Origin of the sequence: Rugosimonospora acidiphila, from assembly GCF_039543385.1 — a bacterium.
In the GTDB taxonomy this organism is placed as follows: domain Bacteria; phylum Actinomycetota; class Actinomycetes; order Mycobacteriales; family Micromonosporaceae; genus Rugosimonospora; species Rugosimonospora acidiphila.
This window is the reverse complement of record NZ_BAABJQ010000028.1, coordinates 60,159-85,585: the sequence shown is the minus strand read 5'-3', so window position 1 is coordinate 85,585 and position 25,427 is coordinate 60,159. Positions and strand designations below refer to the sequence as shown.

Below are 25,427 nucleotides of genomic sequence, written 5' to 3'. Positions count from 1 at the left end.
CGTGGTTCATGAGTACGCTCAAGGACCGCCTGGAAACTGACCTGCACAGCGCGATGAAGTCTCGGGACGAACTGGTCACCTCGACGCTACGCATGGCGCTGACTGCCGTGCGTAACGCGGAGGTCGCCGGCGACCAGGCCCGGGAACTCGCCGAGGACGAGGTTCAGGCGGTGCTGACCCGGGAGGCGAAGAAGCGGCGCGAGGCGGCGACCGCCTTCGCCGACGCCGGCCGGCCAGAGCAGGCCGAGCGGGAGCGGGCCGAGGAGGGCGTACTGGCCGGTTACCTGCCGACCCAGCTGTCCGATGAGGATCTTGCCGGGATAGTGGCCGGGGCGCTGGGCGGGGTGGACACCAGTGGCCGGGGCGCGATGGGCCAGGCGATGAAGGCGGCCCAGGCGGCCGTGGCGGGCCGGGCGGAGGGTGGGCGGGTGGCCGCGGAGGTCCGCCGCCAGTTGGGCCTCTGAGGCGCACGACCGGCGGTCGCGCGGGCCCGTTGGGACCCGGCGGCCGCGACGGACTCCTTCATAGGTGACACGCCGGCCGGGGCGCCGCCAGAGAGGCGACCCGGCCCCGGAAACGCGAGCGGGGCCGCCCGGGTGGGCGGCCCCGCTTTGCGTGACTAGCCGTGGATCAGTGGCCGTTCGGCGGGCAGATGAGGCCCGGCCGCGGCGTGCAGTCGGCGGTCGTCTTGGTCGGGTCGGGCGCATTCGGCGGTCCGGCGGGGGCGTCCGGTCCGCTGCTGATCTTCAGGGTGATCGGGCCGCCCTTGGAGGTGCTGCCGCTCGGGCTGGTGCTGGCCACCGTGCCCGCGGGGCACGAGGACTTGACCGGGGTCGGGCTGACGTGCACCTCGAAGCCGGCCGCCTCGAGCTTCGACGTGGCGTCGCTCTGTGATTTGCACTTGACGCTCGGGATGCTCTGTTTCTCACCGAAGGCGGTGTGGTCGCTCTCCTTGGTGAAGTTCACCGGCGTCTTGCCCTTCATGTAGTCGGCGAGCGTGTGGCCGACCACGTAGTTCACCTGAGTATGTGTGTACCCGTGAGTGTCCGTGTTATCCGGGTCGGCCACCACCCCGGCGACCGCTAGCTGCTTGGTCATCGCTATCAGGGCGGCGGTGCGGTCGTTGTCGGTGGTACCGGTCTTGCCGGCGATCTGGTACTTGCTGGGCACGATGCCCCGGGTGCTCTGGGCGGTGTTGTCGCCGCCGCACTCGCCGAGGTAGGCGTCGTCGCCGACCGGGCAGCGGGCCGCGTCGGCCGCGGCACGGGCCACGTCCGGCGGCACCGCCTGCTTGCAGCGCGGGTTGCCGGCGTCCAGCTTGGCTCCGCTGAAGTCGTGGATCTCAAGGACCGGCAGCGCTTCGCAGTAGTTGCCGTCGGCCGCCACCGTCGCGTACGCGTTGGCCATCTCGATCGGGGTGGCCGCCGCTACCCCGAGGGTGAACGCGCCCCACTGGTCGGCGCCGTGGGTCGCGAAGTAGGCGTCGGTGCCCGGGGTGTCCGGGTTGCCGGTGAACGTGATGCCGAGGTTCTGCGCCATGGCCACCACGTTCTGCGCGCCCACCTGCTGTTCCAGCGGCACGAAGTAGGTGTTGATGGAGCGGCCGAAGCCGGTCCACATGTTGAAGTCGCCCTGCTCACTCTGCGAGTCGTTGGTTGGGCAGTAGAAGTGGGTGCCCGTGCAGGCCGCATCGCTGCTCGGATCGATGATGTAGTCCGATTTATACCGATACGTCGTATCTATTGTTTTCGATAGTGGAATGCCCTCCTGCAGCGCGGTGAGCATCGTGAACATCTTGAACGTCGAACCGAACTGGTATCCGCCGGCCGCGTCGGGCGCGCCGAGCAGCGGCAACGTGGTGTTCGGATAGTTACCCACCTGCCCCAGGCGGCGTTTGGTCGAATCGGTACTCAGCCCGTTGTGGCTCTGATCGTTGCTGTAGTTCCGGTTGACCGCCATCACTTCGATATGGCCGGTCCCCGGCTCCACCCCGGCGACCATCAACGCGTCCGAGTCCTTGAGGCCCTTGGCTTCCTTGTTGACGGTGCTCTCGGCCTCGGCCTGGGCGTTGACGTCCAAGGAGGCGTAGATCGTGTACCCGCCGGTCTCCAGCCGCTCCTCGCGCTCGTACTGGGAGGCGCCGAACGCCGGCTGCTGCAGCCACCAGCGGTAGAAGTAGTCACAGAAGAAGCCCCACTGGGGGTTGACCACGCTGGTGCAGCCGTTGGGCGTCGACTTGTCGTAGATCTTCGGCTGGATCTTCTTGGCGTCGTCGGCCTGCTTCTGGGTGATGTAGTGCATCTGCACCATGTTCGGCAGCACGTAGTTGTTGCGCCGCTCCATCGCCTGCTTCAGGCCGCTCGGCGTGGCCGGGTCGAACGCGCTGGGGGCCTTGACCAGGCCGGCCAGCAGGGATGCCTGCGCGAGGTTGAGCTTGTCCGGGGTCTCGTTGAAGTAGACCTCGGAGGCCGCGTAGATGCCGTAGGCGTTCTCGCCGAACGGCGCGATGTTGAGGTAGTTCACCAGGATCTGCTGCTTGGTGAGCTTCTTCTCCAGCGACAAGGCGATCTTCATCTCGCGGACCTTGCGGCCGGGCGTGTCGGAGGTGGCGTCGACGACCTCCTGCGGCGTGGAGGCGGAGTACTCGATTGCCTGCCGGACGTACTGCATGGTCAGCGTGGACGCGCCCTGCTCGGTCGCGCCGGACTTCTGGTCGATGACCAGGGCCCGGGCCACGCCCTTGATGTCCACCCCGTGGTGCTGGTAGAAGCGCATGTCCTCGGCGGAGACCATGGCCTGGAGCATCAACGGGTTAATTTGCGAGGCAGTTACGTCTCGTCGGTTTTCGTCGTAGAAAGCCGCTATGAGCGTTTTGTGATCGGATGCAAATAGATAGCTATCTTGTGGCGACTGGGCCACCGTCAGCTGACTCGGGAGACCGTCGAAGCCGTCAGCGCCAGCCTTCGCGGCGAGTCCCGACATCGCCACTGCGGGAAAGGCCGCGGCTGCGACCACAACCCCTGCTAGAAGGCCGCATACAAGAAGGGCCGTGGCATTGGACAACGGGTTGCGATCACGCTTACGCATCCGGTTCACCGTCTCAGGGTACGCGAACGACATCTTTGGCCCGCGTCCTACCGGAGGCGGCCTCGTTGTGCTAAACGCGCGAACCTGGGTGTCCGGTTGCTCCTTCCGCTGTCGCTAGGGAGATTGTCCACCTACGGGTGGGTGGATGGGGACAGTTCCCGGGTATGGCACGTGGAAGCACCGCTATCAAGATAGTTAGACGCATGGGCTATGGGGGCCTGTGTCCCGGTTGGCGAATTTCGCCGACGACGTTGCGTAATCGTGTGACTACGGAGCATGATGATTCGGCAACGCAAGAACGGTGCCCTCGGGGTTGAGGGCGCTGCCGCCTGGGTTGACGCCCTTCGCGCCTCCGGACCAGGTTCGTCGCTCGGTGTCTCGGGGAACACCGCGGTGAGCCAGGGGAGTGCGGACGGGGACGACCGGCGGATCGGGGGGAGCACAAGGGGGGACGTGCACAGATGGGGATGAGTGCTGACTGGCCAAGCCTGGCGGCGTGCCGGAATGGAAATCCGGATGCCCTGTTCGTTCAGGGGGCCGAGCAGAACGTGGCCAAGCGCATCTGCCGCAGCTGCCCGGTGCGGTACGAGTGCCTCGCAGACGCACTCGACAACCGCATCGAGTTCGGAGTGTGGGGTGGCATGACCGAGCGGGAGCGCCGCGCGCTGCTGCGCAGGCACCCTCAGGTCGCCAGCTGGCGGAAGATGTTCGAGGCCGCGCTCAGCAAGGACCGTGACAAGGAACTCGTGTCAGCCAGCTAGCGAAGTACCGATAGCGCGCAGCCCGTCGAGGTCATGGACATCGGCGGGCTGTGCGGCGACCGGTACCACCGGAACCCCGGGGTGCCTGGCGGTGAACCGCGCCGCCACCTCCGCCTCCCGCACCACCTGCTCGGCCAGTGCCGCGTGGATCCGCAGGGCGTCCGCGGTGGTCGGGCTGCTCCCGTCGAGGTCCAGGTCGGCCGCTGCCGCCAGGCTGCGCTGCGCTGACAGTTCCGGCGCGGCGTTCGCGTGCACCCGGTTGAGGATCAGCCCGTGCAGCGGCATCTGCTGCTCGGCCAGCCGCCCGGCGAAGTATCCGGCCTCCCGGATGGCATCCGGTTCGGGCGCGGCGACCACCAGGAACGCGGTCTCCCGGTTCTGCAGGATCCGGTAGGTCTGCTCGGCGCGTTCCCGGAACCCGCCGAAGGTGCTGTCCAGCGCTGCGACGAACCCCGACAAATCAGTCAGAAGCTGTGCTCCCAGGATCTTCTGGACGGCTCGCGAGAACACCCCGAACGACGCGGTCACCAGGTTGAACATGCTGCGCCCGCCGGCCCGCGCGGGCGCCATCAGCAGCCGGAGCATCCGTCCGTCGAGGAACCGCGCCAGGCGCTGTGGCGCGTCGAGGAAGTCCAGCGCGGAGCGCGACGGCGGGGTGTCGACCACTATCAGGTCCCAGTCGTCCCGGCTGCGCAGCTGGCCCAGCTTCTCCATCGCCATGTACTCCTGCGTTCCCGAGAACGTGGAGCTCATGGCCTGGTAGAAGGGGTTGGCGAAGATTTCCTCGGCCCGCTTGGGGTCGGTGTGGGTGAGCACCACCTCGTCGAAGGTGCGCTTCATGTCCAGCATCATGGCGTGCAGCTCGCCGCCGGCCTCGGCGCTGCCGTCCAATTTGACCTGCTTGGGGTTATTGTCCAGGGCGGACAGGCCGAGCGCCTGGGCCAACCGGCGGGCCGGGTCGATGGTCAACACGACGGTACGGCGACCGTGCACCTCGGCGGCCCGCAGCGCCAGCGCGGCGGCAGTGGTGGTCTTGCCAACTCCGCCGGAACCGCAGCAGACCACGATCCGGGTGCCGGGATCGGCGAGGATCGCGTCCACATCCAGCCGCGCGGGCTGCTGCTGATCTTCCGGCACTGTCCCTCCGCTGACGGCCACTCTTCCACCCGTTTGACCGCGGCGCCTCGTTCCTCGCCGCCGCTGACGGCCACTCTTCCTACTGACCCAGTGGCCGTTTGACCGCGGCGCCTCGTTCCTCGCCGCCGCTGACGGCCACTCTTCCTACTGACCCAGTGGCCGTTTGACCGCGGCGCCTCGTTCCTCGCCGCCGCTGACGGCCACGTTTAGCCGAGCGTATCCGCGACGGGCGCGCGTTGCCGCAAGGTGTCGGCGAGAGTGGTCAGGCCGGCCAGGTCGACGCCCCCGGCCAGCGACGGCAGTTCGATCACCGGCCGGCCCAGCGCCCTGAGGTCGTCGCGCAGGCCCTGCTCGATCGCCCGGCGGGTCAAGTGCGCCTCGGCCTCCTTACGCAGGCCGGCGACCGTCTCCCGATCCGCCGGCAGGCCGGCGGCGACCAGTCCCCGCTTCAGCTCGGCCTGGGTCACCTTGCCCTCGGTCAGCAGGGGCGGCTGGCTGCCGTTGATGATCACGTTACCGACGGTGATCTTCAAGGCGCTCAGCTCGGCGATCGCGTCCGCCGTCTCCTGTACCGGCATCTCCTCCAGCAATGTGACCACGTGCACGGCGGTCATCGGGGAGCGCAGGATGGCCGCGACCCCCTCGCTCTGGTTCTTGATCGGCCCTACCCGGGCCAGCCGGGCCGCCTCGGCGGTGACGTTGAGGAACCGGCCGATCCGACCGGTGGGCGGGGCGTCCAGGACCACCGCCTCGTACACCCGCCGACCGCTCTCGGTCCGGGTGGTGGCCTCCTTGACCTTTCCGGTCAGCAGGATGTCCCGCAGGCCCGGTGCGATGGTGGTGGCGAAGTCGATGGCGCCCAGCTTCCGCAGCGCCCGGCCGGCCATGCCCAGCCGGTAGAACATGTCGAGGTACTCCAGGAGCGCCTCTTCCGGGTCGACGGCCAGCGCCCGGACCTCCCCGCCGTCCTCGGTGGTGGCGATCCGGCGCTCGGCGTACGGCAGCGGCGGGGTGTCGAACAGCTGGGCGATGCCCTGCCGCCCCTCGACCTCGACGAGCAGGGTGCGCAGACCGCTGCCGGACAGCGCGAGGGCGAGCGCCGCGGCCACGGTGGTCTTGCCGGTGCCCCCCTTGCCGGTGACCACGTGCAGCCGGGCAGGCCAGGACCGGGTCCTCAGCGAGGTCGCTTCGATGGAGTCATCGGGATGGCCTGATCGCACACTGCCGACGGTACCCTCGCGAGGGTGTCTGGTTGGCCGGGCATCGCCCGGTCTGTTGGATCCCGCATAGCGGGACGCCCGCGAACGGGTGAGGCGATCGGCCCGGGGCTGGAGTCCGGCACCCGGGTGCCAGGCTCCGTTCCGGGCCGTGGCTGCTGCAAGATGACTCCATGCAGAAATGGGAGTACGCGACCGTACCGTTGCTGGTACACGCCACCAAGCAGATCCTCGACAACTGGGGCGCCGACGGCTGGGAGTTGGTTTCCGTGGTGCCGGGCCCGAACCCGGAGCAGTTGGTGGCCTACCTGAAGCGGCCGAAGGAGGCCTGAGTGGACCCGTACGCGAAGATCGCCGAACTCGGTCTCGAACTGCCGTCGGTGGCCCCGCCGGCCGCGGCGTACGTGCCGGCGGTGCAGACGGGCAAGCACGTCTACGTCTCGGGCCAGCTCCCGTCCGTGAGTGGGAAGCTGCTGGCGACCGGCAAGGTCGGTGCCGGGGTCTCCCCGGAGCAGGCCAAGGACCTGGCGCAGCGATGCGCGCTCAACGTGCTGGCCGCAGTCGACGCCCTGGTCGGCCTGGAGAATGTGGTCAAGGTGGTCAAGGTTGTCGGGTTTGTCGCGTCGGCCGAGGGCTTCGTCGGGCAGCCCCAGGTGATCAACGGGGCGTCCGAGCTGTTCGGTGCCGTCTTCGGCGAGGCGGGCCACCACGCCCGCAGCGCCATCGGCGTGGCCGAGCTGCCGCTCAACGCGCCGGTCGAGGTCGAGGCGATCGTCGAGGTCGCCTGAAGGCCCGCTCGCGCGAGTCGCACGGCGCCGTACCATCACAGCCATGGCAGGCGAACCCGTGGTCGGGGTGGCGGACCAGCTCCCTACCTGGGCGACGCTGGTCCGCGCACCCAACCCGGGCCCGATGACCCTCGAGGGCACCAACACCTGGGTAATCCGGCCGGCCGGAGTGAGTTCGTGCGTGGTCGTCGACCCGGGCCCGCTCGACGAGGGGCACCTGCGCTCGCTGGCGGAGCACGGCCCGGTCGCCGGCATCCTGCTGACCCACGGTCACGCCGACCACGTGGCGGGGCTGGACCGGCTGATCGAGCTGACCGGCGCCGCGGTCATGGACGAGTCGCCGGGCGTGCGACGGATCGGGACGCCCGGGCACACCGGTGATTCCGCGTGCTTTCTGGTTGATCTGGACGATCAGCGCGCGGTGCTGACCGGGGACACGATCCTCGGCCGGGGTACCACCGTGGTGGCCCATCCGGACGGCAACCTGGGCGACTACCTGCGCAGCCTGGAACTGCTCGAAGGGCTCGGTGCCATCCCGGTGCTGCCCGGCCACGGGCCCGCCCTGACCGACTGCGCCGGGGCGGCGCGGTATTACCTGGAGCACCGCAGGCAGCGGTTGGAGCAGGTCAGGCGGGCGGTGGAGGCGGGCGCGACCACCGTTCGGGAGGTCGTCGAGAGCGTCTACGCCGACGTGGACCGATCCCTGTGGCCGTACGCCCAGTGGTCGGTCCGGGCGCAATTGGAGTACCTCGGGGTGGAATCTTCGGCCACGGATGTGCGTTGGGACACTTCGTGACCTGCCCGGTGTGTGGAACAGTCGCCATACCCGGCGCCCGGTTCTGCCACCACTGCGGCGCCGCACTGCCGGCTGCCGCGACCCTGCCGGCGGCCGAGCGGCGGATCGTCACTGTGCTCTTCGGTGACCTGTCCGATTTCACCGCCTGGGCGGAGGATGTCGACCCGGAGCGGGTCGGCGCGGTCACCGACCGGGTGCTCGCGGCGCTGGCCGGCGCGGTCAAGACGTTCGGCGGGCACGTCGACAAGCTGACCGGCGACGGGATCATGGCGGTCTTCGGGGCGCCGGTCGCGCACGAGGACGACGCCGAACGGGCGGTACGGGCGGCGCTGTCCATGCAGCGCGCCGTGCGCCGGGTGCTCGACCACGAGCGGGGCGGCGGCGCGCCGCTGGGCCTGCGGGTCGGGCTCAACACCGGCGAGGTGGTCGCCGGGGTCCAGGCCGGCCTCGAATACACGGTCATCGGCGACGCGGTCAACACCGCCGCCCGGCTGGCCGACGCGGCCGCCATCGGCACCGTGTACGCCGGCGAGCGCACCATCGCGAGCAGCCGGCAGGTGGCGTCCTGGCGGCACCTGCGCCCGCTGCGGCTGAAGGGCAAGCGGCAGCCCGTCGAGGCGTACGAACTGCTCGGCCTGCTGGACGCGCCGGGCACCCGGTCGGGGCTCGGCGACGAGGCGCCGTTCGTGGGCCGGGAGACCGAGCTGGCCCGGGTGTCCAGCCGGCTGGCCGAGGTGATCGACCGGGGGGAGCCGAGGCTGCTCGTCTTCACCGGCGAGGCGGGGCTGGGCAAGACCCGGTTCGCGGCCGAGGTGGAGCGGCAGGTCGCGCGGAATGAGGCGGTACCGCCCCGGGTGCTGAGCGTGCACTGCGCCGCGTACGGCGAGCTGCGCCGGCTCGCACCGCTGGCGGACCTGGTACGGGTCGCGATCGGCCTGCCACCCGAGCTGTCCGAGGACGCCGCCCGCCCGGTGATCGAGGAGCGGCTGCGCCGGCTCGGCCAGCGGCTGGCCCGGATCGCGCCGGACCTGCAGAGCCCCTCCAACGAACTGCTGCTGACCCTGCTCGGGTATGGCGACGCCGCCGACGTCACCGGGCCGTCCGCCGCGGGCCGGGAGGGCACGGACGTGGAGGCGATCCCGGCCACCGTCGCGGATCTGTTCAGCGCGCTGGCCCGGGAAAACCCGCTGGTCATGGTCGTCGACGACCTGCACGACGCCACCCCGGAGACGGTCGACGCGCTGGGCGCGACCCTGTCCCGGCTGACGGGCCCGGTGCTGGTGCTGCTGCTCGGCCGGCCCGAGCTGGTGCGCCCGGCGGGCGTGCTGACCCGGCTCGCGGACGCCGAGGTGAGCACGCTGCCGCCGCTGCGCGGCGCCGACGCGAGCCGGTTGCTGGGGGCGTACCTGGAGGGCGGCCGGCTGCCCCAGCCGGACGAGGATCGGCTGCTGGCCACCGCCCAGGGCAATCCGTTCTACCTCGCCGAGCTGGTCACCCTGCTGCTGGAGCGCGGCGGGCTGTCCCGGGCCCGGCCGGCGGGCTCACCGCCCGGCATCGCTGGCGCCGCCATTATCGCCGGCACCGCCACTGCCAGTGTCAACGCGGCGGGCGGGGCGACCGGGTGGCGACTGGCCGCCGGGTCGCTCGGCGGCCGGCTGCTCTCCCGTGACCTGGCCGCCGTCCTGGCGGCCCGCATCGACGCGCTGCCCCCGGACCCCCGTTCGGTGCTGCGCGACGCGGCGGTGGTCGGCGACACGGTACCGGCGGGGGCGCTCGCCGCACTGCGGGAGAGCCGTACCGGACGCGACGTGCGCCCGGCCGAGGTCGCGGCGGTGGAGCTGGAGCGGGCCATCGAGGAACTTCTCCAGCGGCGGATGCTGCGCCGGCTGCGCAGCGGGTACGCGTTCGCCACGCCACTGATGCGCGAGGCCGCGTACGCCGGCATCGGCAAGGCGGACCTCGCCGACCGGCACGCCAGCCTCGCCCGCTGGGCGGCGTCGGGGGACGGGCCGGCCGGGATGTCGGCCGAGGCGCGCGACGCGTTCGTGGCCGAGCACGTGGAGCGGGCAAGCACCGTGGCCGACGCGGTCGGGCTGCGGACCGAGGCGGACGCCCGGACGGTGGCCCCGCTCGGAGTGGCGGCCCTGGGCCGGTCCGCGCGCCGCGCGGTGGTGGCCGGCGAGCCGGCGCAGGCCGTCAAGTACGCGGAGCGGGCCGGTGCGCTGGCCGGCGAGGGGCTGCCCCCGGCCGACCGGTTGGTGCACGCCAGGGCGCTGCTGGCGCTCGGACGGGCGACCGACGCCCTCGGCTGCGCCGAGAAGCTCAGCGCCAACGCCGGCGACGAGGCGTCCAGGGTCGGCGCGCTGCTGGTGGCCGGCCGCGCGTACCGGCTGCTGGGAGAGATCGACCGGTCCTACGCGACCCTGCTGGAGGCGCTCGAGGCGGCCAACGGCGCCGGGCTCGCACCGGCCGCGGCCGAGGCGCTGCGCAGGCTGGGCATGGCGGACTTCCTCGCCGGCCGGCTGGCGCAGGCCGGCGACCGGTTCGGCGGCGCGTACGAGATCGCGTTGGGCACGCACGACCGGCGCAGCCAGGCGTGGTCACTGCAGAATCTGGCCTGGGTGACGACCACCCGGGGCGACTTCGCCGCCACCAACGCGGCCCTGGGCCGGGCGGTGCGGCTGTTCGCCGAGCAGGGCGACCCGGTCGGGCGGGCCTGGCTGCGCGGCACCACCGCGTTCACCCGGATGCTGGCCGGGCGCCTGGTGGAGGCGCGCCGGCTGGCCAGGGCGTTCCTGCCGTTCGGGGAGCGGGTCGGCGAGCAGTGGGCGGTCGGCACGCTGCGCGCGGTCGAGGCGTTCGCGTCCGCCGAGCTGGGCGACCTGGCCGAGGCGGACCGCGGTGCCCGCCGGGCGTACCGGGACTTCGCGGCGGCCTCCGACGACTGGGGGCGGGGCTTCGCCCTGGTGGTACGCGGCGTCATCGCCCGTGGGCTGGGTTCGTGGGATCACGCGTACGACCTGCTCACCGACGCCCTCGCGTACAGCGAGCGGACCGCGCACCCGCTGCTGATCGGGATGGCCCGCACCATCCGGGGCTTCGTCAGCCTGGAGCGTGGCGACCCGGCCGGTGCCGAGGCCGACGCCCTCGCCGTGCTGGCGGTGGTCGAGCCGCACAACGTGTTCGAACCGGCGCAGGTCGGGCCCCGGGTACTGCTCGGCGCGGCCCGGCTGGCGGCGGGCGACGCCCGCGCCGCGCTGCGCCAGCTCGAACCGGTGGCCAGCATTCCGGACGAGCCGGCGCTGTTGTTCTCCCGTCGTCAGGGGGTCGCTATGCACGCGGCGGCGCTGCGCGCGGTCGGCGACCTGCCGGCGGCGCTGAGGCAGGCGCGCCGGGCGGCGGGAATGCCGGGCGAAGACATCCGCAGCCGGGTGATCGCGCTGCGTGAGCTGGCCGCGACGCTGGCCGCCGCGGGCGCGTGCGAGGAGGCTCGTGCGGTGGCGGCCGAGGCGGTGGACGTCTCGCACTCGTCGTCGCAGACGGGTGAGCGGGCGGCGAGCGAGCAGCTACTCGCGTCGCTGACTCCGCTGCCCGCGCAGCCCGCGGCCAGCGAGCCGTCGACCGCGTCCGCGTAGGCGACTCGCTCGCGCGGGGGCCGGGCGGCGCGCTTCTCCCGTGGCGACCAGGGCATCAGCCGATCCTCCGGCGGCAACCGTGCCGGGGCGCCGCGTCGCGCGCCATGGCCGTGCGGATCATGCGTGCCGGCCGGTCCGCCTGCCGGCCCGGCCCTTTTGGTCACTTGATCAGTACGCGGCACCGGTAGCTACCGCAGGGGAGTTATTTTTGTACCTGTGGATGATCCCGCGTTGCCGGTGCCCCCAACCGTTCCCGGGCTGACGGGGCTGGAGGTGATGGCGCGGGGTGGGTACTCGACGGTGTACCGGGCCGTGCAGATATCGGTCGGCCGAGACGTCGCCGTCAAGATTGAGAATCGTGCGCTGGAGAGCGAGCCCGACCGGCACCGGTTCCTGCGGGAGGCCAGGGCGGCGGGGCGGATGTCCAGCCACCCCTTCGTGGTCGACCTGTTCGACGCCGGGGTCACCGCCGACAACCATCCGTACCTGGTGATGGAGCTGTGCGCCGGGTCGTACGCGGACCTGTTGCGGGAGCGCCCGCTGACCGCCGCGGAGGCGCGCGATGTCGGCGTGAAGATCGCCGATGCCCTGGCCGACGCGCACAAGGTGGGCGTGCTGCACCGTGACGTCAAGCCGGCCAACATCCTGATTACCGAGTTCGGCGAGCCGACCCTGGCCGACTTCGGGCTCGCCGTGCTGACCGAGACGCGCGACGTGTCGACCGTGCTCGACGTGCTCACCCCGGCGTACGCGCCGCGCGAGATGTTCCGGCAGCCGTGCGATCCCTCGCCGGCGGCCGACGTCTACTCGCTGTGTGCCACCCTCTACACGCTCATGTGCGGCCTGCCGCCGCGCTGGTCGAACGAGCGCAACCCGAGTCTGCTGACCATCCTGGAGCTGTTCGACCGGCGCATCCCGGACGTGCCGGACGTTCCGGTGGAGCTGACCGATGTCCTGCGCCGCGGCATGGCCAACGATCCGGACGACCGGCCGAGCGCCGCCGGGCTGTGCGAGCTGCTCGCCGAGCTGTCGTTGTTCCCGAACGGGTCGGCCGGCCCGCCGCCGAACGCGCCCCGGCAGTCCGCACCGTCCCGGCAGGCCCCGTCGCCCCGACAGTCCGCGCCGCGCCGGCCGGGCGCCGCCCCGGCCCCGCCGGTACCTGGGCCGGACGCGACGGTACCCCTGCGTCCGCTGAGCAAGAACTAGAACTAGTAGGACTTTTCCTGGCCCAGTACGTGCTGGGCGACGAAGTTGAGGATCATCTCCCGGGACACCGGTGCGATCCGCCCCGCCCGTACCGCGCCGAGCAACGTGGCCACCCCGTACTCGGTGGTCATGCCGTTCCCGCCGTGTACCTGGATCGCCGTGTCCACGGCGAGGGCGGCGGCCTCGGCGCTGGCGTACTTCGCCATGTTGGCCGCGGTGCCGGCCTCCAGGTCCATGCCGGCGTCGTACAGCGAGGCAGCCTTGGCAATCATCAGCCGGGCGAGCTCCACCTGGATCTGCGCGTGGGCCAGCGGGTGCGCGACGCCCTGGTGTGAGCCGATCGTCCGGCCCCAGACCGCGCGGGTGGACGTGTAGCCGGCCGCACGGGACAGCGCGTACCGGGCGGTGCCGGCGCTCATCGCGGCGACCGTGATGCGCTCCGGGTTGAGCCCGGAGAACAGCGCGGGCAGCCCGGCGTCCTCGTCGCCGATCAGCGCGCCGGCCGGCACCCGGACGTCGTCCAGGTACAGCAGCCACTGGTTCTCCGGAGACAGGATCTCCATGTCCAGTTTGGACTTGGTCAGGCCGGGCGCGTCGACCGGCAACAGGAACAGGGCCGGCTTGAGCCGCCCCGTGGCGGCGTCGGTGGTCCTGGCCACCACCAGGATGCGGTCGGCCTGGTCGACGCCGGAGATGAAGCACTTCCGGCCACTGATCAGCCAGTCGTCGCCGTCGCGCCGGGCCACGGTGGCCAGCCGGTGCGAGTTGGAGCCGGCCTCCGGCTCGGTGATGGCGAAGGCCACGGTGAGCGAACCGTCGGCGAAGCCGGGCAGCAGTTCGGCGCGCTGCGCGGCGTTGCCGTGCTTGGCGATGACCGTGGCGGCGATGGCCGGCGAGACGACCAGCAGCAGCAGCGGGCAGCCGGCCGCGGCCAGCTCCTCGCAGACGATGGCGAGTTCGGTGATGCCGCCGCCACCGCCGCCGAACTCGTCGGGGACGCTGACCCCGAGGTAGCCGAGCCTGCCGGCCTCGGCCCACAGCTCGGTGGTGTGCTCGCCGGCCTTGGCCTTCGCGACGAAGTATCCGTGGCCGTACTTGCGGCCGAGCGCGCCGACGGCGTCGCGTAGCTGCCGCCGCTCGGGCGTTTCCGTGAAGTCCATGGGGTGCCTTCCGTTGTCAGTCGAACAGATGGCGGCTATCGCGGGGTGATGACGGCCAGCACGGTGCCGGTGTCGACCTGGGCGCCAGCGCTGACCAACAGCTCGGCCACCACGCCGGCGCCGGGCGCGCACACCTGGTGCTCCAGCTTCATCGCCTCGATGGTGAGCAGCAGGGCGCCGGGCTCGACCGGCTGGCCGGGCTCGACCAGTACCCTGCCGACCGCCCCGGGCAGCGGCGCGGTCAGCGAACCCTCGGCCAGGGCCGGCTCGGGCAGCGGGAACCGGGGCAGCTCGGTGAGCGCGACGGACCCGTCGGGTCCATCTACATAGGACACATCGCCGACCCGGTGCACGGTGAATTCGGTCAGCACCCCGGCCACCTCCAGCGCCACCCGATCCGGCTCGGCCCGCACCAGCCGTACCGGGCCGGCATTCCCGGCCGCGGCCGGTTGGGTGGTCGCCGGTTCGGTGATGGCTGACTCCGTGGTGGCTGACTCCGTGGCGGCCGGTTTCGCGGTGGCCGGGTCGGTAGCCAGGGAGTCGGGGATGCCGGCCCGGTGCCGGTCGACCGGGCGTACCGACCAGCCGGCCAGCCCGCCCCGCCGATCCAGCCGGTAGCTCACCTCGACCGGTCCGGCCGGCCCGTCGTACCCGATCACCTGCGGTGCGGACGGCACGTTGCGCCAGCCCGACGGCAGTGCGGCGGACCGGCCCGCGGTCTGCCGGCGCCCGGCCGCGCTGGCCAGTGCCGCCGCAAGGCAGGGCAGCCGCACATCGTCCACGGTGGACACCAACGGCACCAGGGCGCCCAGGTGCCGGTCGAGGAACCCGGTGTCCGTGCCGCCGTCGTGGAACTCCGGCTCGCGCAGCACCCGTACCAGCAGGTCACGGTTGGTGGTCACGCCGTGGATGCGGGCGCCGGCCAGCGCGGTGGCGAGCAGCCGGACGGCCTCGGTGCGCGCCGGTGCCCAGGCGATGAGCTTGGCGAGCATCGGGTCGTAGTGCACCGACACCTCGCAGCCGTCCCGCACGCCCGAGTCCAGCCGCAGCCCCGCCCGCTCCGAGGCCCGGAACGATCCCGATGTCGCGGGTACCTCGAACCGGTGCAGGGTGCCGGTGGACGGCCGCCAATCGCGCGAGGGGTCCTCGGCGTAGATCCGCGCCTCCACGGCGTGTCCGCGCGGCGCGGGCGGATCGGACAGCGGCAGCGGCGCCCCCTCGGCGACCAGTAACTGCCACCGGACCAGGTCCAGGCCCAGTACGGCCTCGGTGACCGGGTGCTCGACCTGCAGCCGGGTGTTCATCTCCAGGAAGTAGAACTCGCCCGACGGGGCGAGCAGGAACTCCACGGTACCGGCGCCGAGGTACCCGACGGTCCGGGCGGCACCGGTCGCCGCCTCGTACAGCGCGGACCGAAGCCCCGGGCCGACGGCTGGGGACGGCGCCTCCTCGATGATCTTCTGGTGCCGTCGCTGGATCGAGCATTCGCGTTCGCCCAGCGCCAGCACGTTGCCGTGGGAGTCGGCGAACACCTGCACCTCGATGTGCCGGGCGGCCTCGACGTAGCGCTCGCAGAAGACCGTACCGTCGCCGAAGGCCGCCGCCGCCTCGCGCCGTGCGGCGTCCACCGCGCCGGCGAGTTCCCCGCGGTCGCGCACAATCCGCATGCCCCGCCCGCCGCCGCCCGAGGATGCCTTGACCAGTACCGGAAACTCGGCGACCTCCGACGGGTCCACAGTGGAGTGGAGCATCGGCACGCCGGCCCCGGTAAGCAGCCGCTTAGCCTCCAGCTTCGAACCCATCGCCGCGATCGCCTTCGGCGGCGGCCCGACCCAGGTGAGCCCCGCGTCGATGACCTGTTCAGCGAAGCGCGCGTTCTCCGACAGGAAGCCGTACCCGGGGTGCACCGCGTCGGCACCCGCGCGCCGGGCCGCGTCGACGATGAGGTCGGCGCGCAGGTAGGTGGCGGTGGCCGTGTCGCCGGGCAGGCGTATGGCGCGATCCGCCTCGGTCACGTGTGGCGCGTCGGCATCCGGGTCGGAGTACACGGCGACCGTCTCGATGCCCATCGTGCGGCAGGTGGCGAACACCCGGCGAGCGATCTCGCCCCGGTTGGCCACCAGCAGCCTCCGGATGTGCCGTTCACGGGAAGTCATGCATCCTCCACTACATCCGGAACACGCCGAAGCCGGCGCTGCCCGCGACGGGTCCACTGTGGATGGCGGACAGGGCGAGGCCCAGTACGGTACGGGTGTCCCGCGGATCGATGACCCCGTCGTCGTAGAGCTTGCCGGACAGGAACAGCGCCGCCGACTCCCGGTCGATCTGCTGCTCGACCCCGAGCCGCACCACCGTGGCCGAGTCCTCGTCGAACTCCTGTCCCCGCGCCGCGGCGGCCTGCCGGGCGACGATCTCCAGCGTGCCGGCCAGCTGCGCGGCGCCCATCACCGCCGACCGCGCGTTGGGCCAGCTGAACAGGAAGCGCGGATCGAAGGCCCGGCCGCACATCCCATAGTTTCCGGCGCCGTAGCTCGCGCCGATGTTGAGGGTCAGGTGCGGCACCGCCGAGTTGGCCACCGCATTGATCATCAGGCTGCCGTGCTTGATGATGCCGCCCTGCTCGTAGCTGGAGCCCACCATGTACCCGGTGGTGTTCTGCAGGAACAGCAGCGGGGTGTCGCTCGCGTTGGCCAGCTGGATGAACTGCGCCGCCTTCTGCGACTCCTCGGAGAACAGCACGCCCCGGGCGTTGGCCAGCACCCCGATCGGGTACCCGCACAGCTCGCCCCAGCCGGTCACCAGCGCCGTACCGTAGCCCGGCTTGAACTCGTCGAACTCCGAACCGTCGAGGATCCGGGCCAGGATCTCCCGAGGGTCGTACGGCACCCGCTGGTCGGCGCTGGGCACGCCGAGCAGATCCTCCGGGTCGTACCGCGGCGGGGCGACCATCTCCCGGGGCTCGGCGCCCCGGCGTCGCCAGTTGAGCCTGCGCACCACCGACCGGGCCAGCCGGATCGCGTCCCGCTCGTCCTCGGCCAGGAAGTCCGCCAGTCCCGAGCGGGTCGCGTGCATCTGCGCCCCGCCCAGCGACTCGTCGTCCGTACGCTCGCCGGTGGCCATCTGCACCAGCGGCGGGCCGGCCAGGAACACCTTCGCCTGGTCGCGCACGAAGATCGTGTAGTCGGACATGCCGGGGATGTAGGCGCCGCCGGCCGTCGCGTTGCCGAACACGACCGCGACCGTGGGTCGGCTGTCGGCACTGGCCTGGGTCAGGTCGCGGAAGACCGCGCCGCCCGGGATGAAGATCTCCGACTGGGACGGCAGGTCGGCGCCGCCGGACTCGACCAGGTTGACCAACGGAAGCCGGTTCTGGGCCGCGATCCGGCTCAGCCGCTGGGATTTCTTCAGTGCGTACGGGTTGACCGCGCCGCCGCGCACCGTCGGATCGGTGGCGACGATCATGCAGTCCACGCCCTCGACCGACCCGATGCCGCCGACCGTACTGGCGCCGGTCGGGTAGTCCGAGCCCCAGGCGGCCACCGGGCACAGTTCGAGGAACGGGCCGTCCCGGTCGAGCAGCAGCTCGATGCGCTCCCGGGGCAGCAATTTGCCACGGGAACGGTGCCTGCGCACATAACGCTCCCCGCCGCCGCCCCGCGCCGCGGCCAGCGCCTCGTCCAGTTCGGCCAGCCGCTCCAGCATCGCGGCTCGGTTGTTTAAATAGGACTGTGAGTGTGCATCGACGGCGGTCTTCAGGATCGGCATGGTGGCCTCAACGGGTGCCCTCCGGAATGTCGACGAGCCGGGCGCGCAGCCATTCGCCGAGCGCCTTGGCCTGCGGGTCGAACCGGGTGGAGCCCGCCACCCCGGGCCCGAGCAGGCCACGAATCACCAGGTTGACCGCCCGCAGATTGGGCAGTTCATACCGGTCGATGGGCAGGTTGGCGGTCTCCGGCAGCAGTTCCCGGATCCGATCGGCGGTCAGGAACTCCCGCAGCCACTCGTACCGGCTGTCGTTGCGTGCCCACACACCGACGTTGGCGTCGCCGCCCTTGTCACCGGAGCGCGCGCCGAACACGGTGCCGAACGGCACCCGCAGGGTGGTCTTGTTCGTTGGTCTGGGCCGCGCGCCCGGATCGGACAGGCGCGCCGGCGGGGTCGCCATGACCGGGGGCGCCGCGATCGGCACCCGGCCTCCGTCCGGCAGCACCGCCGTGTGCTCGACGGACCGCTGCGCCACCAACTCGGTGGCGAACACCCCGTACGGCACGGCATCGCCGGGCGGTGTGGTCAGGGTGCAGCCCGGGTACGAGCCGAGCGCCAGCTCCACCACGGCCTGCGAGAAGGCGCGCCCGGCCCGCTTGGGGTCGCCGTCGCGCAGGTGTACGTGCAGCAACGCGCTGGCCGTCTCGGTGGTCTCCGGGTCGGCGTGGTCGGTGCGGGCGAGGTCGAACTCCAGCCCGTCCGGCCCGACCGCCTCGGTCAGCTGATCCCGCACCAGCGCCGCCTTGGCGTCGATGTCCAGCCCGGTGAGCACGAACGTCATCGAGTTGCGGAAGCCGCCCAGGCTGCTGACGCCAACCTTGAGCGTCTCCGGCGGCGGCCCGCCACGCACGCCGCCCACCGACACCCGGTCCGGCCCGGTTCCGGTGAGCCGGATGCTGTCGAAGCGGGTCACCACGTCCGGACCGAGGTAGTCGGGCGAATCGATCTCGTACAGCAGCTGGGCGGTGACCGTCTCGACGGTGACCGCGCCCCCGGTGCCCCGGTGTTTGGTGATCACGCAGGAGCCGTCCTGCTCGATCTCCGCGATCGGGAAGCCCGGGTGGAGCGGATCGGCCAGCTCGGTGAAGAACGCGAAGTTGCCGCCGGTGGCCTGGGTACCACACTCCAGGATGTGCCCGGCCACGGTCGCGCCGGCCAGCCGGTCGAAGTCGGTGCGCTCCCAGCCGTACCGGGCGATCGCCGGCCCGACCACCAGCGAGGCGTCCGTCACGCGCCCGGTCACCACGATGTTCGCTCCGCCGCGCAGGCACTCGGCGATGCCGAATGCACCCAGGTACGCGTTGGCGGCCAGCGCGCCGGGGCGATCGAGCGCGTCCCCGGTCACGTAGCCGATCGAGGCCGGACGGCCGAGGGTACCGGCCAGTTCGGTGAGAGCGGCGGCCAAACCGGCGGGGTTGAGGCCGCCGGCGTTCACCACGATCGTGACGCCACGATCGAGCGCCTCGCCGAGGCAGGCGCGCATCTGGCTCAGGAAGGTCCGGGCGTATCCGAGGGACGAATCGCGGGCGCGGTCGCGGCCGAGGATCAGCATGGTCAGCTCGGCCAGGTAGTCGCCGGTCAGCACGTCCAGCTCACCACCGGTCAGCATCTCCTGGAACGCGCTGAACCGGTCGCCATAGAAGCCGGATGCGTTGCCGATGCGGATCACGGGCGGACCTCCGCCCCGGGGGTCGGTGTGTCCCCCGGCGGAGCCCCGGCGCCGACCGGTGCCGGCGGGCTATCGCCCGAGCGTGCCGCCTTGGCCGGGCGGGCGCCGGTCGCCTGCGCGGACCGAGGGGGACGGCCGTCGCCCGGCGGGCCGGCGAACGCCTGTGCCACGTCCAGCCACTCGTCGGCGACCGGGCCGTTCGCCTCCAACAGCAGGTCGGCCCGGTGCCGGCGCTGGGTGACCAGGAGGCAGAAATCGATCGCCGGCCCGGTCACCCGGTTCGTGGCGTCCGGCGGCCCGAACGCCCACACGCCGCCGTCGGGGGCCTGCAGCTCCACATAGACCGGCGAGGTGGGCGCGGGCCGGCCGTGCGCCAGGAACCCGTACCCCAGCGTCCGCCAGCCCAGCCAGGCGACGTGTCGCAGTCGCCGGGTCGGCAGCCGGACCTCGTCGCACGCCAGCGCGACGTCCTCGCCGTGCGCCCAGGTCTCCATGATCCGGGCGGTGGCCATCGACGCCGGGGACATCTCAATACCGAACCAGGGCAGCCTGGCCCCGGCCGGAGCGGCGGCGAGCGCGGCGGCCAGGTCGGCGCGGCTGCTCCGCCAGCGGGACAGCAGGTCGGAGGGCTCGGCGAGGCCGTCGTCGGCGGCCCGATCGGCGAACCCGTCCGGGTCAGCCAGGGCCGAGGCGGCCACCTCGGCGAAGCCTTCGGGGTCGGTCGCCGACCGTACGGCGACCCGGTCGGTCCAGGTCAGGTGCGCGATCTGATGGGAGATCGTCCAACCCGCCGCCGGAGTCGGTCGTCGCCAATCGTCGTCGGGTAGCCCGGCCACCACCCCGTCCAGGTCGGCGGACTCGGCGTGCAGGTCGACGAGGATTTCGGCGAGATCAACCACGGGTACTCCTCAGGGGGTCGGAGCGAGAACTTCGGCGAGGTGACGGGTCCAGGTGGCGAGGATGGTCCGCCGGCGGGCGGAGTCGTCGGTGAGCAGGTTGGCCACGCCGAGGCCGCGCAGCAGATCGAGGGTCGCGTGCACCGCCTCGCGTACCGGTGGCCGGCTGTCGTCGGCGCCGAGCAGGTCCACGGCCAGCCGGTACAGGTCCCGGCCGACCCGGGCCTCCAGCGGCACCAGCGCGTCGCGCAGCTCCGGCTCGGTGCGCCCGGCGACCCAGACTTCCAGCGCGGCGACATACAGCGGGCCGGTGAACGCGCCGGCCAGCAGGTCGATGACCCGGTCGACGCGGCCGGGCGGCAGGCCCGCGGCCTCGGCCCGGATCTCCTCGCCGCGCCGCTGGGCGAGGTGCTCGACGGCGGCCAGGACCAGGGCGGCCTTGGTCGGGTAGTGGTGCAGCTGGGCGCCGCGGGACACCCCGGCCTTGCCGGCGATGAGCGTGGTCGTCGTCCCCGACCAGCCGAATTCGACCAGGCAGTCGACGGTGGCCTCGAGCAGCCGGAGTTGGGTGGCCCGGCTGCGCTCCTGCTGAGGAGTGCGGTTCAGCACGTCGTAAGGGTGCCCGGGCCGGAAACAAACAGTCAAGCCTGCATGTTTTTGGGTCGACAAAGGGCGGCCATTGATCGGTGGGCGGTCGTTGCCCGAGGGTGAGAGGCGGCCACCGGGCCGCCAGCTGGCGCCGCCCGATGACCGGTCGCGATTGGTCCCCCGACCGACCTCGTGCGGGGGCGGGGGCCCATCGCTGGGCGGCCCGCCGAAGATCGCGACAAAGGGGAAATAAGGCGCGCTTCGCGGCACACGGGAACGACCACCGAGGAGGCCGTCCGGGTGGAGCAAGATCAGACGCGGGCCCGCCGAGCCAATCGCTCGGGGTCGAGGATGATCACACTCTTGCCATCCAGGCGTAGCCAGCCGCGGGACGCGAAGTCGGCCAGGGCCTTGTTGACCGTCTCCCGGGACGCGCCGACCAGCTGGGCCAGCTCCTCCTGGGTGAGGTCGTGAGTGACCCGCAGCACGCCGCCGTCCCGGGTGCCGAACCGGCCGGCCATCTGCAGCAGGTTCTTGGCGACCCGGCCCGGCACGTCCGTGAAGATCAGGTCGGCCAGCGAGTCGTTGGTCCGGCGCAGCCGGCGGGCCAGCACCCGCAGCAGCTGCTCGGCGATCTCGGGCCGGTTGGTCAGCCATGGGCGCAGCGCCTGCTTGCGGAGCCGGGCTACCCGCGCGTCGGTGACGGCGGTGGCCGTGGCGGTCCGCGGACCGGGGTCGAACAGCGACAACTCGCCCATCATGTCCGAGGGGCCCATGATCGCGACCAGATTCTGCCGGCCATCGGCGGCCCGCCGGCCCAGCTTGATCTTCCCGGACAGCACGATGTAGAGGCTGTCACCCGGCTCACCCTCGTTGAAGATCACCTCGCCCTTGCGGGCCTCAATGGTGTCCATCTCCTTGGCGAGTGATTCCGCGGCTTCGGGGTCCACGCCCTGGAAGATCCCACTCCGAGCCAGCACCTCATCCATCCCGCACACCTCCGCTCGCGCGTGACCCGCGCCAGGCCAGTCTAGGCACACGCCACGCCAACCAGGGCGTCCACCCCGGGAAGATCAGTGTCCACAGGCGGCGCGACGATGTCGAGGTGAAGCCGTCGCGAGCCAGCAGAATGGAGGCCGGCGCCGATCTTCCGGTTCTGGTGTGGCGCTTCGATCCTCCGGCGCTCATGATCTCGAGCGGGTCGCTGGGCGGCGGGATCGGGACTCGGCACTGGATAGTGAACGCGACGGTGCCCATGCGGTACGACCGCGACGATCCGGACGTACATCTCACCGAGGTCGCGACCGGACTCGGCCTGGGTACGGCGCCCGGAGTCGGCCTGCTGACCGGGCTGGACGTGAACCGGATGGTCGACGCGTCCGATGGCGGGGTATCGGTGACCGCCACCGTGGGGCTCGGGCTGCCCTGCTGGGCAGCCGCCCCGGAGGTCGAGGCGCCCGGGCCCACGCCACCGGTCCGCCCCCGGCCGCCGGTCGGCACGGTCAACATCGTGGCCTGGGTACCGGTGCGGTTGTCCCCGGGCGCGCTGGTGAACGCGGTCGCCACGGTCACCGAGGCCAAGGCGCAGGCGATCTGGCGGGCCGGCATCGAGGCGACCGGTACCTGCACCGACGCCGTCTGCGTGGCCTGCCCGGCGGACGGCACCGCCGAACCCTACGGCGGTCCCCGCTCGGTCTGGGGCGCCCGGCTGGCCCGCGCGTCGTACGGTGCCGTCCTGGACGGCGCACGCGCCTGGCTGGCGGAGCCCTCGGCGTGGTCGAAGGGCTCCGCGGCCTGAAGAAATAGGGCTCCGCGGTCTGATCGAGGGCTCTGCGGCCTGGTCGCGCGGTCGGCGGGGGCGACCCGTCCTGACCGGCCGGCCGTGATTGTCGGGCGGTCGACGTAGGCTTCCCAGCGTGACCGCGGACGAGACCGATCTAGCCCGCAAGCGCCGGGCCCGCCGGATGGCCAGGCTGCTGACCGAGGCGCACCCCGACGCGCACTGTGAGCTCGACCACCGCAACGCGTTGGAGTTGGCCGTCGCGACGATCCTGTCCGCCCAGTCCACCGACAAGGGCGTCAACCAGGTGACGCCGAAGCTGTTCGCGAGGTATCCGACCGCCGCCGACTACGCCGCCGCCGACCGCACCGAGATGGAGGAGATCGTCCGGCCGACCGGGTTCTACCGCAACAAGGCGGACGCCCTGATGAAGCTGGGCCAGGCCCTGCTCGAGCGGTACGACGGCGAGGTGCCCGGCCGGATGGCCGACCTGGTGAGCCTGCCGGGCATCGGGCGCAAGACGGCCAACGTGATCCTCGGCAACGCCTTCGACGTCCCGGGCCTCACCGTCGACACCCACTTCCAACGGCTGGTGCATCGCTGGGAGTGGACCGAGGAGACCGACCCCGTCAAGATCGAGACCGCGGTCAGCAAGCTCATCGAGCGGCGCGACTGGACGATGCTGTCGCACCGGATCATCTTCCACGGCCGGCGGGTCTGCCACGCCCGCAAGCCGGCCTGCGGCGCGTGCACCCTGGCGCGGCTCTGCCCGTCCTACGGCAGCGGGCCGACCGATCCGGCCGAGGCGGCGAAGCTGCTCAAGGGCCCCCGGGCGGCCGAGCTGGCGGAGTTGGCCGGGGTGCCGGCGCCGGCCGCGAACACCGCCACCGCGACGGCCCGGGCCGCCGCCGGCAAGGACGACACGCCGTGAGGCGGACCCGACCACTCGCCGGCCCCGGGCCCCGGTCCGTGCCGGGCGGGCTCGGCGGTCGGCTCGCCGCGGGCGGTTGGGCCGGGTCCGGGCCTCGGTCCGCGCGTGGACCGCTCGGGCCTCGGCCCGCCGGAGGTGGTCGGGCCGGATGAGCGACGCGTTGCCGGCGTGGTGGCAGCCGCTGCTGCGCCAGGTCCGGGACGCCGACGCGCACCAGTTCCGGTCGATGCCCACGCCGGCCTCCGGCGGCCGGCCCGGCGCCGTACTGGTGCTGTTCGGCGAGGATGCCCCGCACGGCCCGGACGTGCTGCTCCTGGAGCGGGCCGCGGACATGCGCCACCACGCCGGGCAGCCGGCCTTTCCGGGCGGGGCCGCCGACCCCGGCGACGCCGACCCGACCGCGACCGCCCTGCGCGAGGCGCGGGAGGAGGTCGGCCTCGATCCGGCCACGGTACGGGTGCTCGCCACGCTGCCCCCGCTCTGGATCCCGGTGAGCCGGTTCCTGGTCACGCCGGTGCTGGGCTGGTGGGAGGCGCCCCATCGGGTACACGCCAGGCAGGCCGCCGAGGTCGCCCGGGTGACCCGGGTCCCGGTCGCCGAGTTGGTGGACCCGGCCAACCGGGTGCGGGTACGCCACTCCAGCGGCCACCTCGGGCCGGCCTTCCGGGTACACGGCATGCTCGTCTGGGGCTTCACCGCCGGGATACTCTCCGCGCTGCTGGAGATGGGCGGCTGGTCGCGGCCCTGGTTGGGGCGCGCCGAGACCGTGGAGTTACCGATCTCTGGTGACCGGCCCGTACCCTAGGTCCGTGCAAGGCAGCCTGGTCGACGTCATCCTGGTCATCTTGGTGATCGTCTTTGCCGTGAACGGCTACCGCCAGGGTTTCTTCGTTGGTCTGCTGTCCTTTGTCGGCTTCTTCGGCGGCGCGGCCCTGGGCCTGCAGCTCGGCCCGTGGCTCGCCGGATTCGTCCAGGCCGACCTGGCTCGGGTGTTCATCTCCCTGTTGACCATCTTCGGCATCGCCATCGCCGGCCAGGCGCTCGCCGGCTGGTTGGGCAGCCGGCTGCGCGCGTCGATCCACAACCGGACCGGCCAGACCCTGGACGACCTGGGCGGGTCGCTGGTCTCGGTGGTCGCGGTGCTGCTGGTGGCCTGGCTGGTCGCCGCACCGCTGGGCTCCTCGGCGCTGCCGGGGCTGGCCCGGTCGGTCCGCAACAGCGCGATCCTGCACGGCATCAACTCGGTGATGCCGGACAGCGCCCAGTCGCTGTCCGACGCGCTGCGCAGCACGGTGGACACCAACGACTTCCCGGACGTCTTCGGCGAACTCGACCCGACGCGGGTCCGCCAGGTTCCCGCGCCCGACCAGGCGCTCGACAACGCGTCGGTGGTGACCCGCTCCGAGCGGTCGGTCGTCAAGATCCTCGGCGCGGCGCCGTCCTGCTCGCGGCGCATCGAGGGCTCCGGATTCGTGTACGCGCCGGAGCACGTGCTGACCAACGCGCACGTGGTGGCCGGCACCCGGTCGGTCTCAGTCGATCAGGAGGGCGACCTGCAGGCCGCCCGGGTGGTCGAGTACGACCCCGAGCGCGACCTGGCCGTGCTCTACGTCCCGGGGCTGGTCGCGCCGGTGATGAACTTCGCCTCCTCGCCGGCGGACAGCGGCGATGACGCCATCGTGCTCGGGTACCCGCTGGACGGGCCGTACGACGCCCAGGCGGCGAGGGTCCGGGACGACGGCCCGATCCGGGGCCCGGACATCTACAACGCCATGACGGTCACCCGGGACATTTACACGATTCGCGGCCTGGTCCGCAGCGGCAACTCCGGTGGCCCCCTGATCGATCCGTCCGGCGCGGTACTCGGGGTGGTGTTCGCGGCGGCGGCGGACGATCAGCAGACCGGGTTCGCGCTCAGCGCGGCCGAGGCCGCCCCGATCGTCGCGGCCGGGCGCAACGCCACCGCGGAGGCCGACACGGGCGCCTGCACCGACGGCTGAGCCGCCGCTCG

20 protein-coding genes and 1 pseudogene are annotated in these 25,427 nt (G+C 72.2%); 11 read left to right on the top strand and 10 right to left on the bottom strand.

Features of this window, described 5'->3' with window-relative positions:
- The first annotated feature begins 8 nt into the window (after positions 1–8).
- Positions 9–464 carry a GatB/YqeY domain-containing protein gene (locus ABEA87_RS33700; RefSeq protein ID WP_345636570.1) on the top strand — a complete coding sequence of 152 codons (456 nt, stop codon included), beginning with the start codon at positions 9–11 and terminating at the stop codon, positions 462–464.
- Between the two features lie 166 nt (positions 465–630).
- Here ABEA87_RS33700 and ABEA87_RS33695 read toward each other — a convergent pair whose 3' ends face one another.
- On the bottom strand, positions 631–3,087 hold the full coding sequence (locus ABEA87_RS33695) for a penicillin-binding protein (RefSeq protein ID WP_345636640.1): 2,457 nt from the start codon (positions 3,085–3,087) through the stop codon (positions 631–633).
- Between the two features lie 461 nt (positions 3,088–3,548).
- On the opposite strand from ABEA87_RS33695, the gene ABEA87_RS33690 reads away from it, so the two are divergent.
- Complete coding sequence (locus ABEA87_RS33690; RefSeq protein WP_345636568.1) at positions 3,549–3,848, top strand: WhiB family transcriptional regulator; 300 nt, start codon at positions 3,549–3,551, stop codon at positions 3,846–3,848.
- Here ABEA87_RS33690 and ABEA87_RS33685 read toward each other — a convergent pair.
- The gene (locus tag ABEA87_RS33685) at positions 3,837–4,985 is read right to left on the bottom strand and encodes an ArsA family ATPase (RefSeq protein ID WP_345636566.1); all 1,149 of its coding nucleotides are present in this window, start codon (positions 4,983–4,985) and stop codon (positions 3,837–3,839) included. The two genes, ABEA87_RS33690 and ABEA87_RS33685, sit on opposite strands and share 12 nt — an antisense overlap.
- Before the next feature lie 206 nt (positions 4,986–5,191).
- Entirely contained in the window at positions 5,192–6,178 is a 987-nt protein-coding gene (locus ABEA87_RS33680) for an ArsA-related P-loop ATPase (RefSeq protein ID WP_345636638.1), read from the bottom strand.
- Positions 6,179–6,375: 197 nt separating this feature from the next.
- Between ABEA87_RS33680 and ABEA87_RS33675 the strand changes: the two genes are divergently transcribed.
- From ABEA87_RS33675 to ABEA87_RS33655, 5 genes are all read left to right on the top strand, one after another.
- Positions 6,376–6,534 carry a DUF4177 domain-containing protein gene (locus tag ABEA87_RS33675; RefSeq protein WP_345636563.1) on the top strand — a complete coding sequence of 53 codons (159 nt, stop codon included), beginning with the start codon at positions 6,376–6,378 and terminating at the stop codon, positions 6,532–6,534.
- Positions 6,535–6,990 (top strand): RidA family protein, encoded by a 456-nt coding sequence (locus ABEA87_RS33670; RefSeq protein ID WP_345636562.1) that lies wholly within the window; start codon positions 6,535–6,537, stop codon positions 6,988–6,990.
- Between the two features lie 43 nt (positions 6,991–7,033).
- The gene (locus ABEA87_RS33665; protein WP_345636560.1) at positions 7,034–7,786 is read left to right on the top strand and encodes an MBL fold metallo-hydrolase; all 753 of its coding nucleotides are present in this window, start codon (positions 7,034–7,036) and stop codon (positions 7,784–7,786) included.
- Complete coding sequence (locus tag ABEA87_RS33660) at positions 7,783–11,421, top strand: AAA family ATPase (RefSeq protein ID WP_345636636.1); 3,639 nt, start codon at positions 7,783–7,785, stop codon at positions 11,419–11,421. Before ABEA87_RS33665 ends, ABEA87_RS33660 begins: the two co-directional genes overlap by 4 nt.
- 276 nt (positions 11,422–11,697) lie before the next feature.
- Complete coding sequence (locus tag ABEA87_RS33655) at positions 11,698–12,627, top strand: serine/threonine-protein kinase (protein WP_345636633.1); 930 nt, start codon at positions 11,698–11,700, stop codon at positions 12,625–12,627.
- A gap of 2 nt (positions 12,628–12,629) precedes the next feature.
- Here ABEA87_RS33655 and ABEA87_RS33650 read toward each other — a convergent pair whose 3' ends face one another.
- The 7 genes and pseudogenes from ABEA87_RS33650 to ABEA87_RS33620 all read right to left on the bottom strand — a co-directional run bounded on the left by ABEA87_RS33650 (position 12,630) and on the right by ABEA87_RS33620 (position 21,694).
- Positions 12,630–13,787, bottom strand: coding sequence for an acyl-CoA dehydrogenase family protein (locus ABEA87_RS33650; RefSeq protein ID WP_345636558.1), 1,158 nt, complete (start codon positions 13,785–13,787; stop codon positions 12,630–12,632).
- A gap of 35 nt (positions 13,788–13,822) precedes the next feature.
- Entirely contained in the window at positions 13,823–15,943 is a 2,121-nt protein-coding gene (locus ABEA87_RS33645; RefSeq protein WP_345636556.1) for an ATP-binding protein, read from the bottom strand.
- Between the two features lie 10 nt (positions 15,944–15,953).
- Positions 15,954–17,552, bottom strand: a complete 1,599-nt coding sequence (locus ABEA87_RS33640) for an acyl-CoA carboxylase subunit beta (RefSeq protein WP_345636554.1) — start codon at positions 17,550–17,552, stop codon at positions 15,954–15,956.
- A 7-nt stretch (positions 17,553–17,559) separates the two neighbouring features.
- The gene (locus ABEA87_RS33635) at positions 17,560–19,161 is read right to left on the bottom strand and encodes an acyclic terpene utilization AtuA family protein (protein WP_425571005.1); all 1,602 of its coding nucleotides are present in this window, start codon (positions 19,159–19,161) and stop codon (positions 17,560–17,562) included.
- Between the two features lie 167 nt (positions 19,162–19,328).
- Positions 19,329–20,120, bottom strand: a pseudogene (locus ABEA87_RS33630) (TIGR03084 family metal-binding protein); the annotation flags it as partial.
- A 9-nt stretch (positions 20,121–20,129) separates the two neighbouring features.
- Positions 20,130–20,726, bottom strand: a complete 597-nt coding sequence (locus ABEA87_RS33625) for a TetR/AcrR family transcriptional regulator (protein WP_345636550.1) — start codon at positions 20,724–20,726, stop codon at positions 20,130–20,132.
- Between the two features lie 290 nt (positions 20,727–21,016).
- A complete protein-coding gene (locus ABEA87_RS33620; RefSeq protein WP_203921725.1) occupies positions 21,017–21,694 on the bottom strand; it encodes a Crp/Fnr family transcriptional regulator in 678 nt (225 codons plus the stop codon).
- 140 nt (positions 21,695–21,834) lie between these two features.
- On the opposite strand from ABEA87_RS33620, the gene ABEA87_RS33615 reads away from it, so the two are divergent.
- From ABEA87_RS33615 to ABEA87_RS33600, 4 genes are all read left to right on the top strand, one after another.
- Positions 21,835–22,503, top strand: coding sequence for an adenosylcobinamide amidohydrolase (locus ABEA87_RS33615; RefSeq protein ID WP_345636632.1), 669 nt, complete (start codon positions 21,835–21,837; stop codon positions 22,501–22,503).
- 88 nt (positions 22,504–22,591) lie between these two features.
- A complete protein-coding gene (nth, locus tag ABEA87_RS33610; RefSeq protein ID WP_345636547.1) occupies positions 22,592–23,416 on the top strand; it encodes an endonuclease III in 825 nt (274 codons plus the stop codon).
- 148 nt (positions 23,417–23,564) lie between these two features.
- The gene (locus ABEA87_RS33605; RefSeq protein ID WP_345636546.1) at positions 23,565–24,221 is read left to right on the top strand and encodes an NUDIX hydrolase; all 657 of its coding nucleotides are present in this window, start codon (positions 23,565–23,567) and stop codon (positions 24,219–24,221) included.
- Between the two features lie 4 nt (positions 24,222–24,225).
- The gene (locus ABEA87_RS33600) at positions 24,226–25,416 is read left to right on the top strand and encodes a MarP family serine protease (RefSeq protein WP_345636543.1); all 1,191 of its coding nucleotides are present in this window, start codon (positions 24,226–24,228) and stop codon (positions 25,414–25,416) included.
- Positions 25,417–25,427 lie beyond the last annotated feature (11 nt).

Bases quoted from the DNA above. Each gene is read 5' to 3' on its own strand.
- ABEA87_RS33700 (WP_345636570.1), top strand. From the start codon at position 9: ATGAGTACGCTCAAGGACCGCCTGGAAACTGACCTGCACAGCGCGATG.
- ABEA87_RS33695 (WP_345636640.1), bottom strand. From the start codon at position 3,087: ATGCGTAAGCGTGATCGCAACCCGTTGTCCAATGCCACGGCCCTTCTT.
- ABEA87_RS33690 (WP_345636568.1), top strand. From the start codon at position 3,549: ATGGGGATGAGTGCTGACTGGCCAAGCCTGGCGGCGTGCCGGAATGGA.
- ABEA87_RS33675 (WP_345636563.1), top strand. From the start codon at position 6,376: ATGCAGAAATGGGAGTACGCGACCGTACCGTTGCTGGTACACGCCACC.
- ABEA87_RS33665 (WP_345636560.1), top strand. From the start codon at position 7,034: ATGGCAGGCGAACCCGTGGTCGGGGTGGCGGACCAGCTCCCTACCTGG.
- ABEA87_RS33655 (WP_345636633.1), top strand. From the start codon at position 11,698: ATGGCGCGGGGTGGGTACTCGACGGTGTACCGGGCCGTGCAGATATCG.
- ABEA87_RS33650 (WP_345636558.1), bottom strand. From the start codon at position 13,787: ATGGACTTCACGGAAACGCCCGAGCGGCGGCAGCTACGCGACGCCGTC.
- ABEA87_RS33645 (WP_345636556.1), bottom strand. From the start codon at position 15,943: ATGACTTCCCGTGAACGGCACATCCGGAGGCTGCTGGTGGCCAACCGG.
- ABEA87_RS33640 (WP_345636554.1), bottom strand. From the start codon at position 17,552: ATGCCGATCCTGAAGACCGCCGTCGATGCACACTCACAGTCCTATTTA.
- ABEA87_RS33635 (WP_425571005.1), bottom strand. From the start codon at position 19,161: ATGCTGACCGGTGGTGAGCTGGACGTGCTGACCGGCGACTACCTGGCC.
- ABEA87_RS33620 (WP_203921725.1), bottom strand. From the start codon at position 21,694: ATGGATGAGGTGCTGGCTCGGAGTGGGATCTTCCAGGGCGTGGACCCC.
- ABEA87_RS33615 (WP_345636632.1), top strand. From the start codon at position 21,835: ATGGAGGCCGGCGCCGATCTTCCGGTTCTGGTGTGGCGCTTCGATCCT.
- ABEA87_RS33605 (WP_345636546.1), top strand. From the start codon at position 23,565: ATGAGCGACGCGTTGCCGGCGTGGTGGCAGCCGCTGCTGCGCCAGGTC.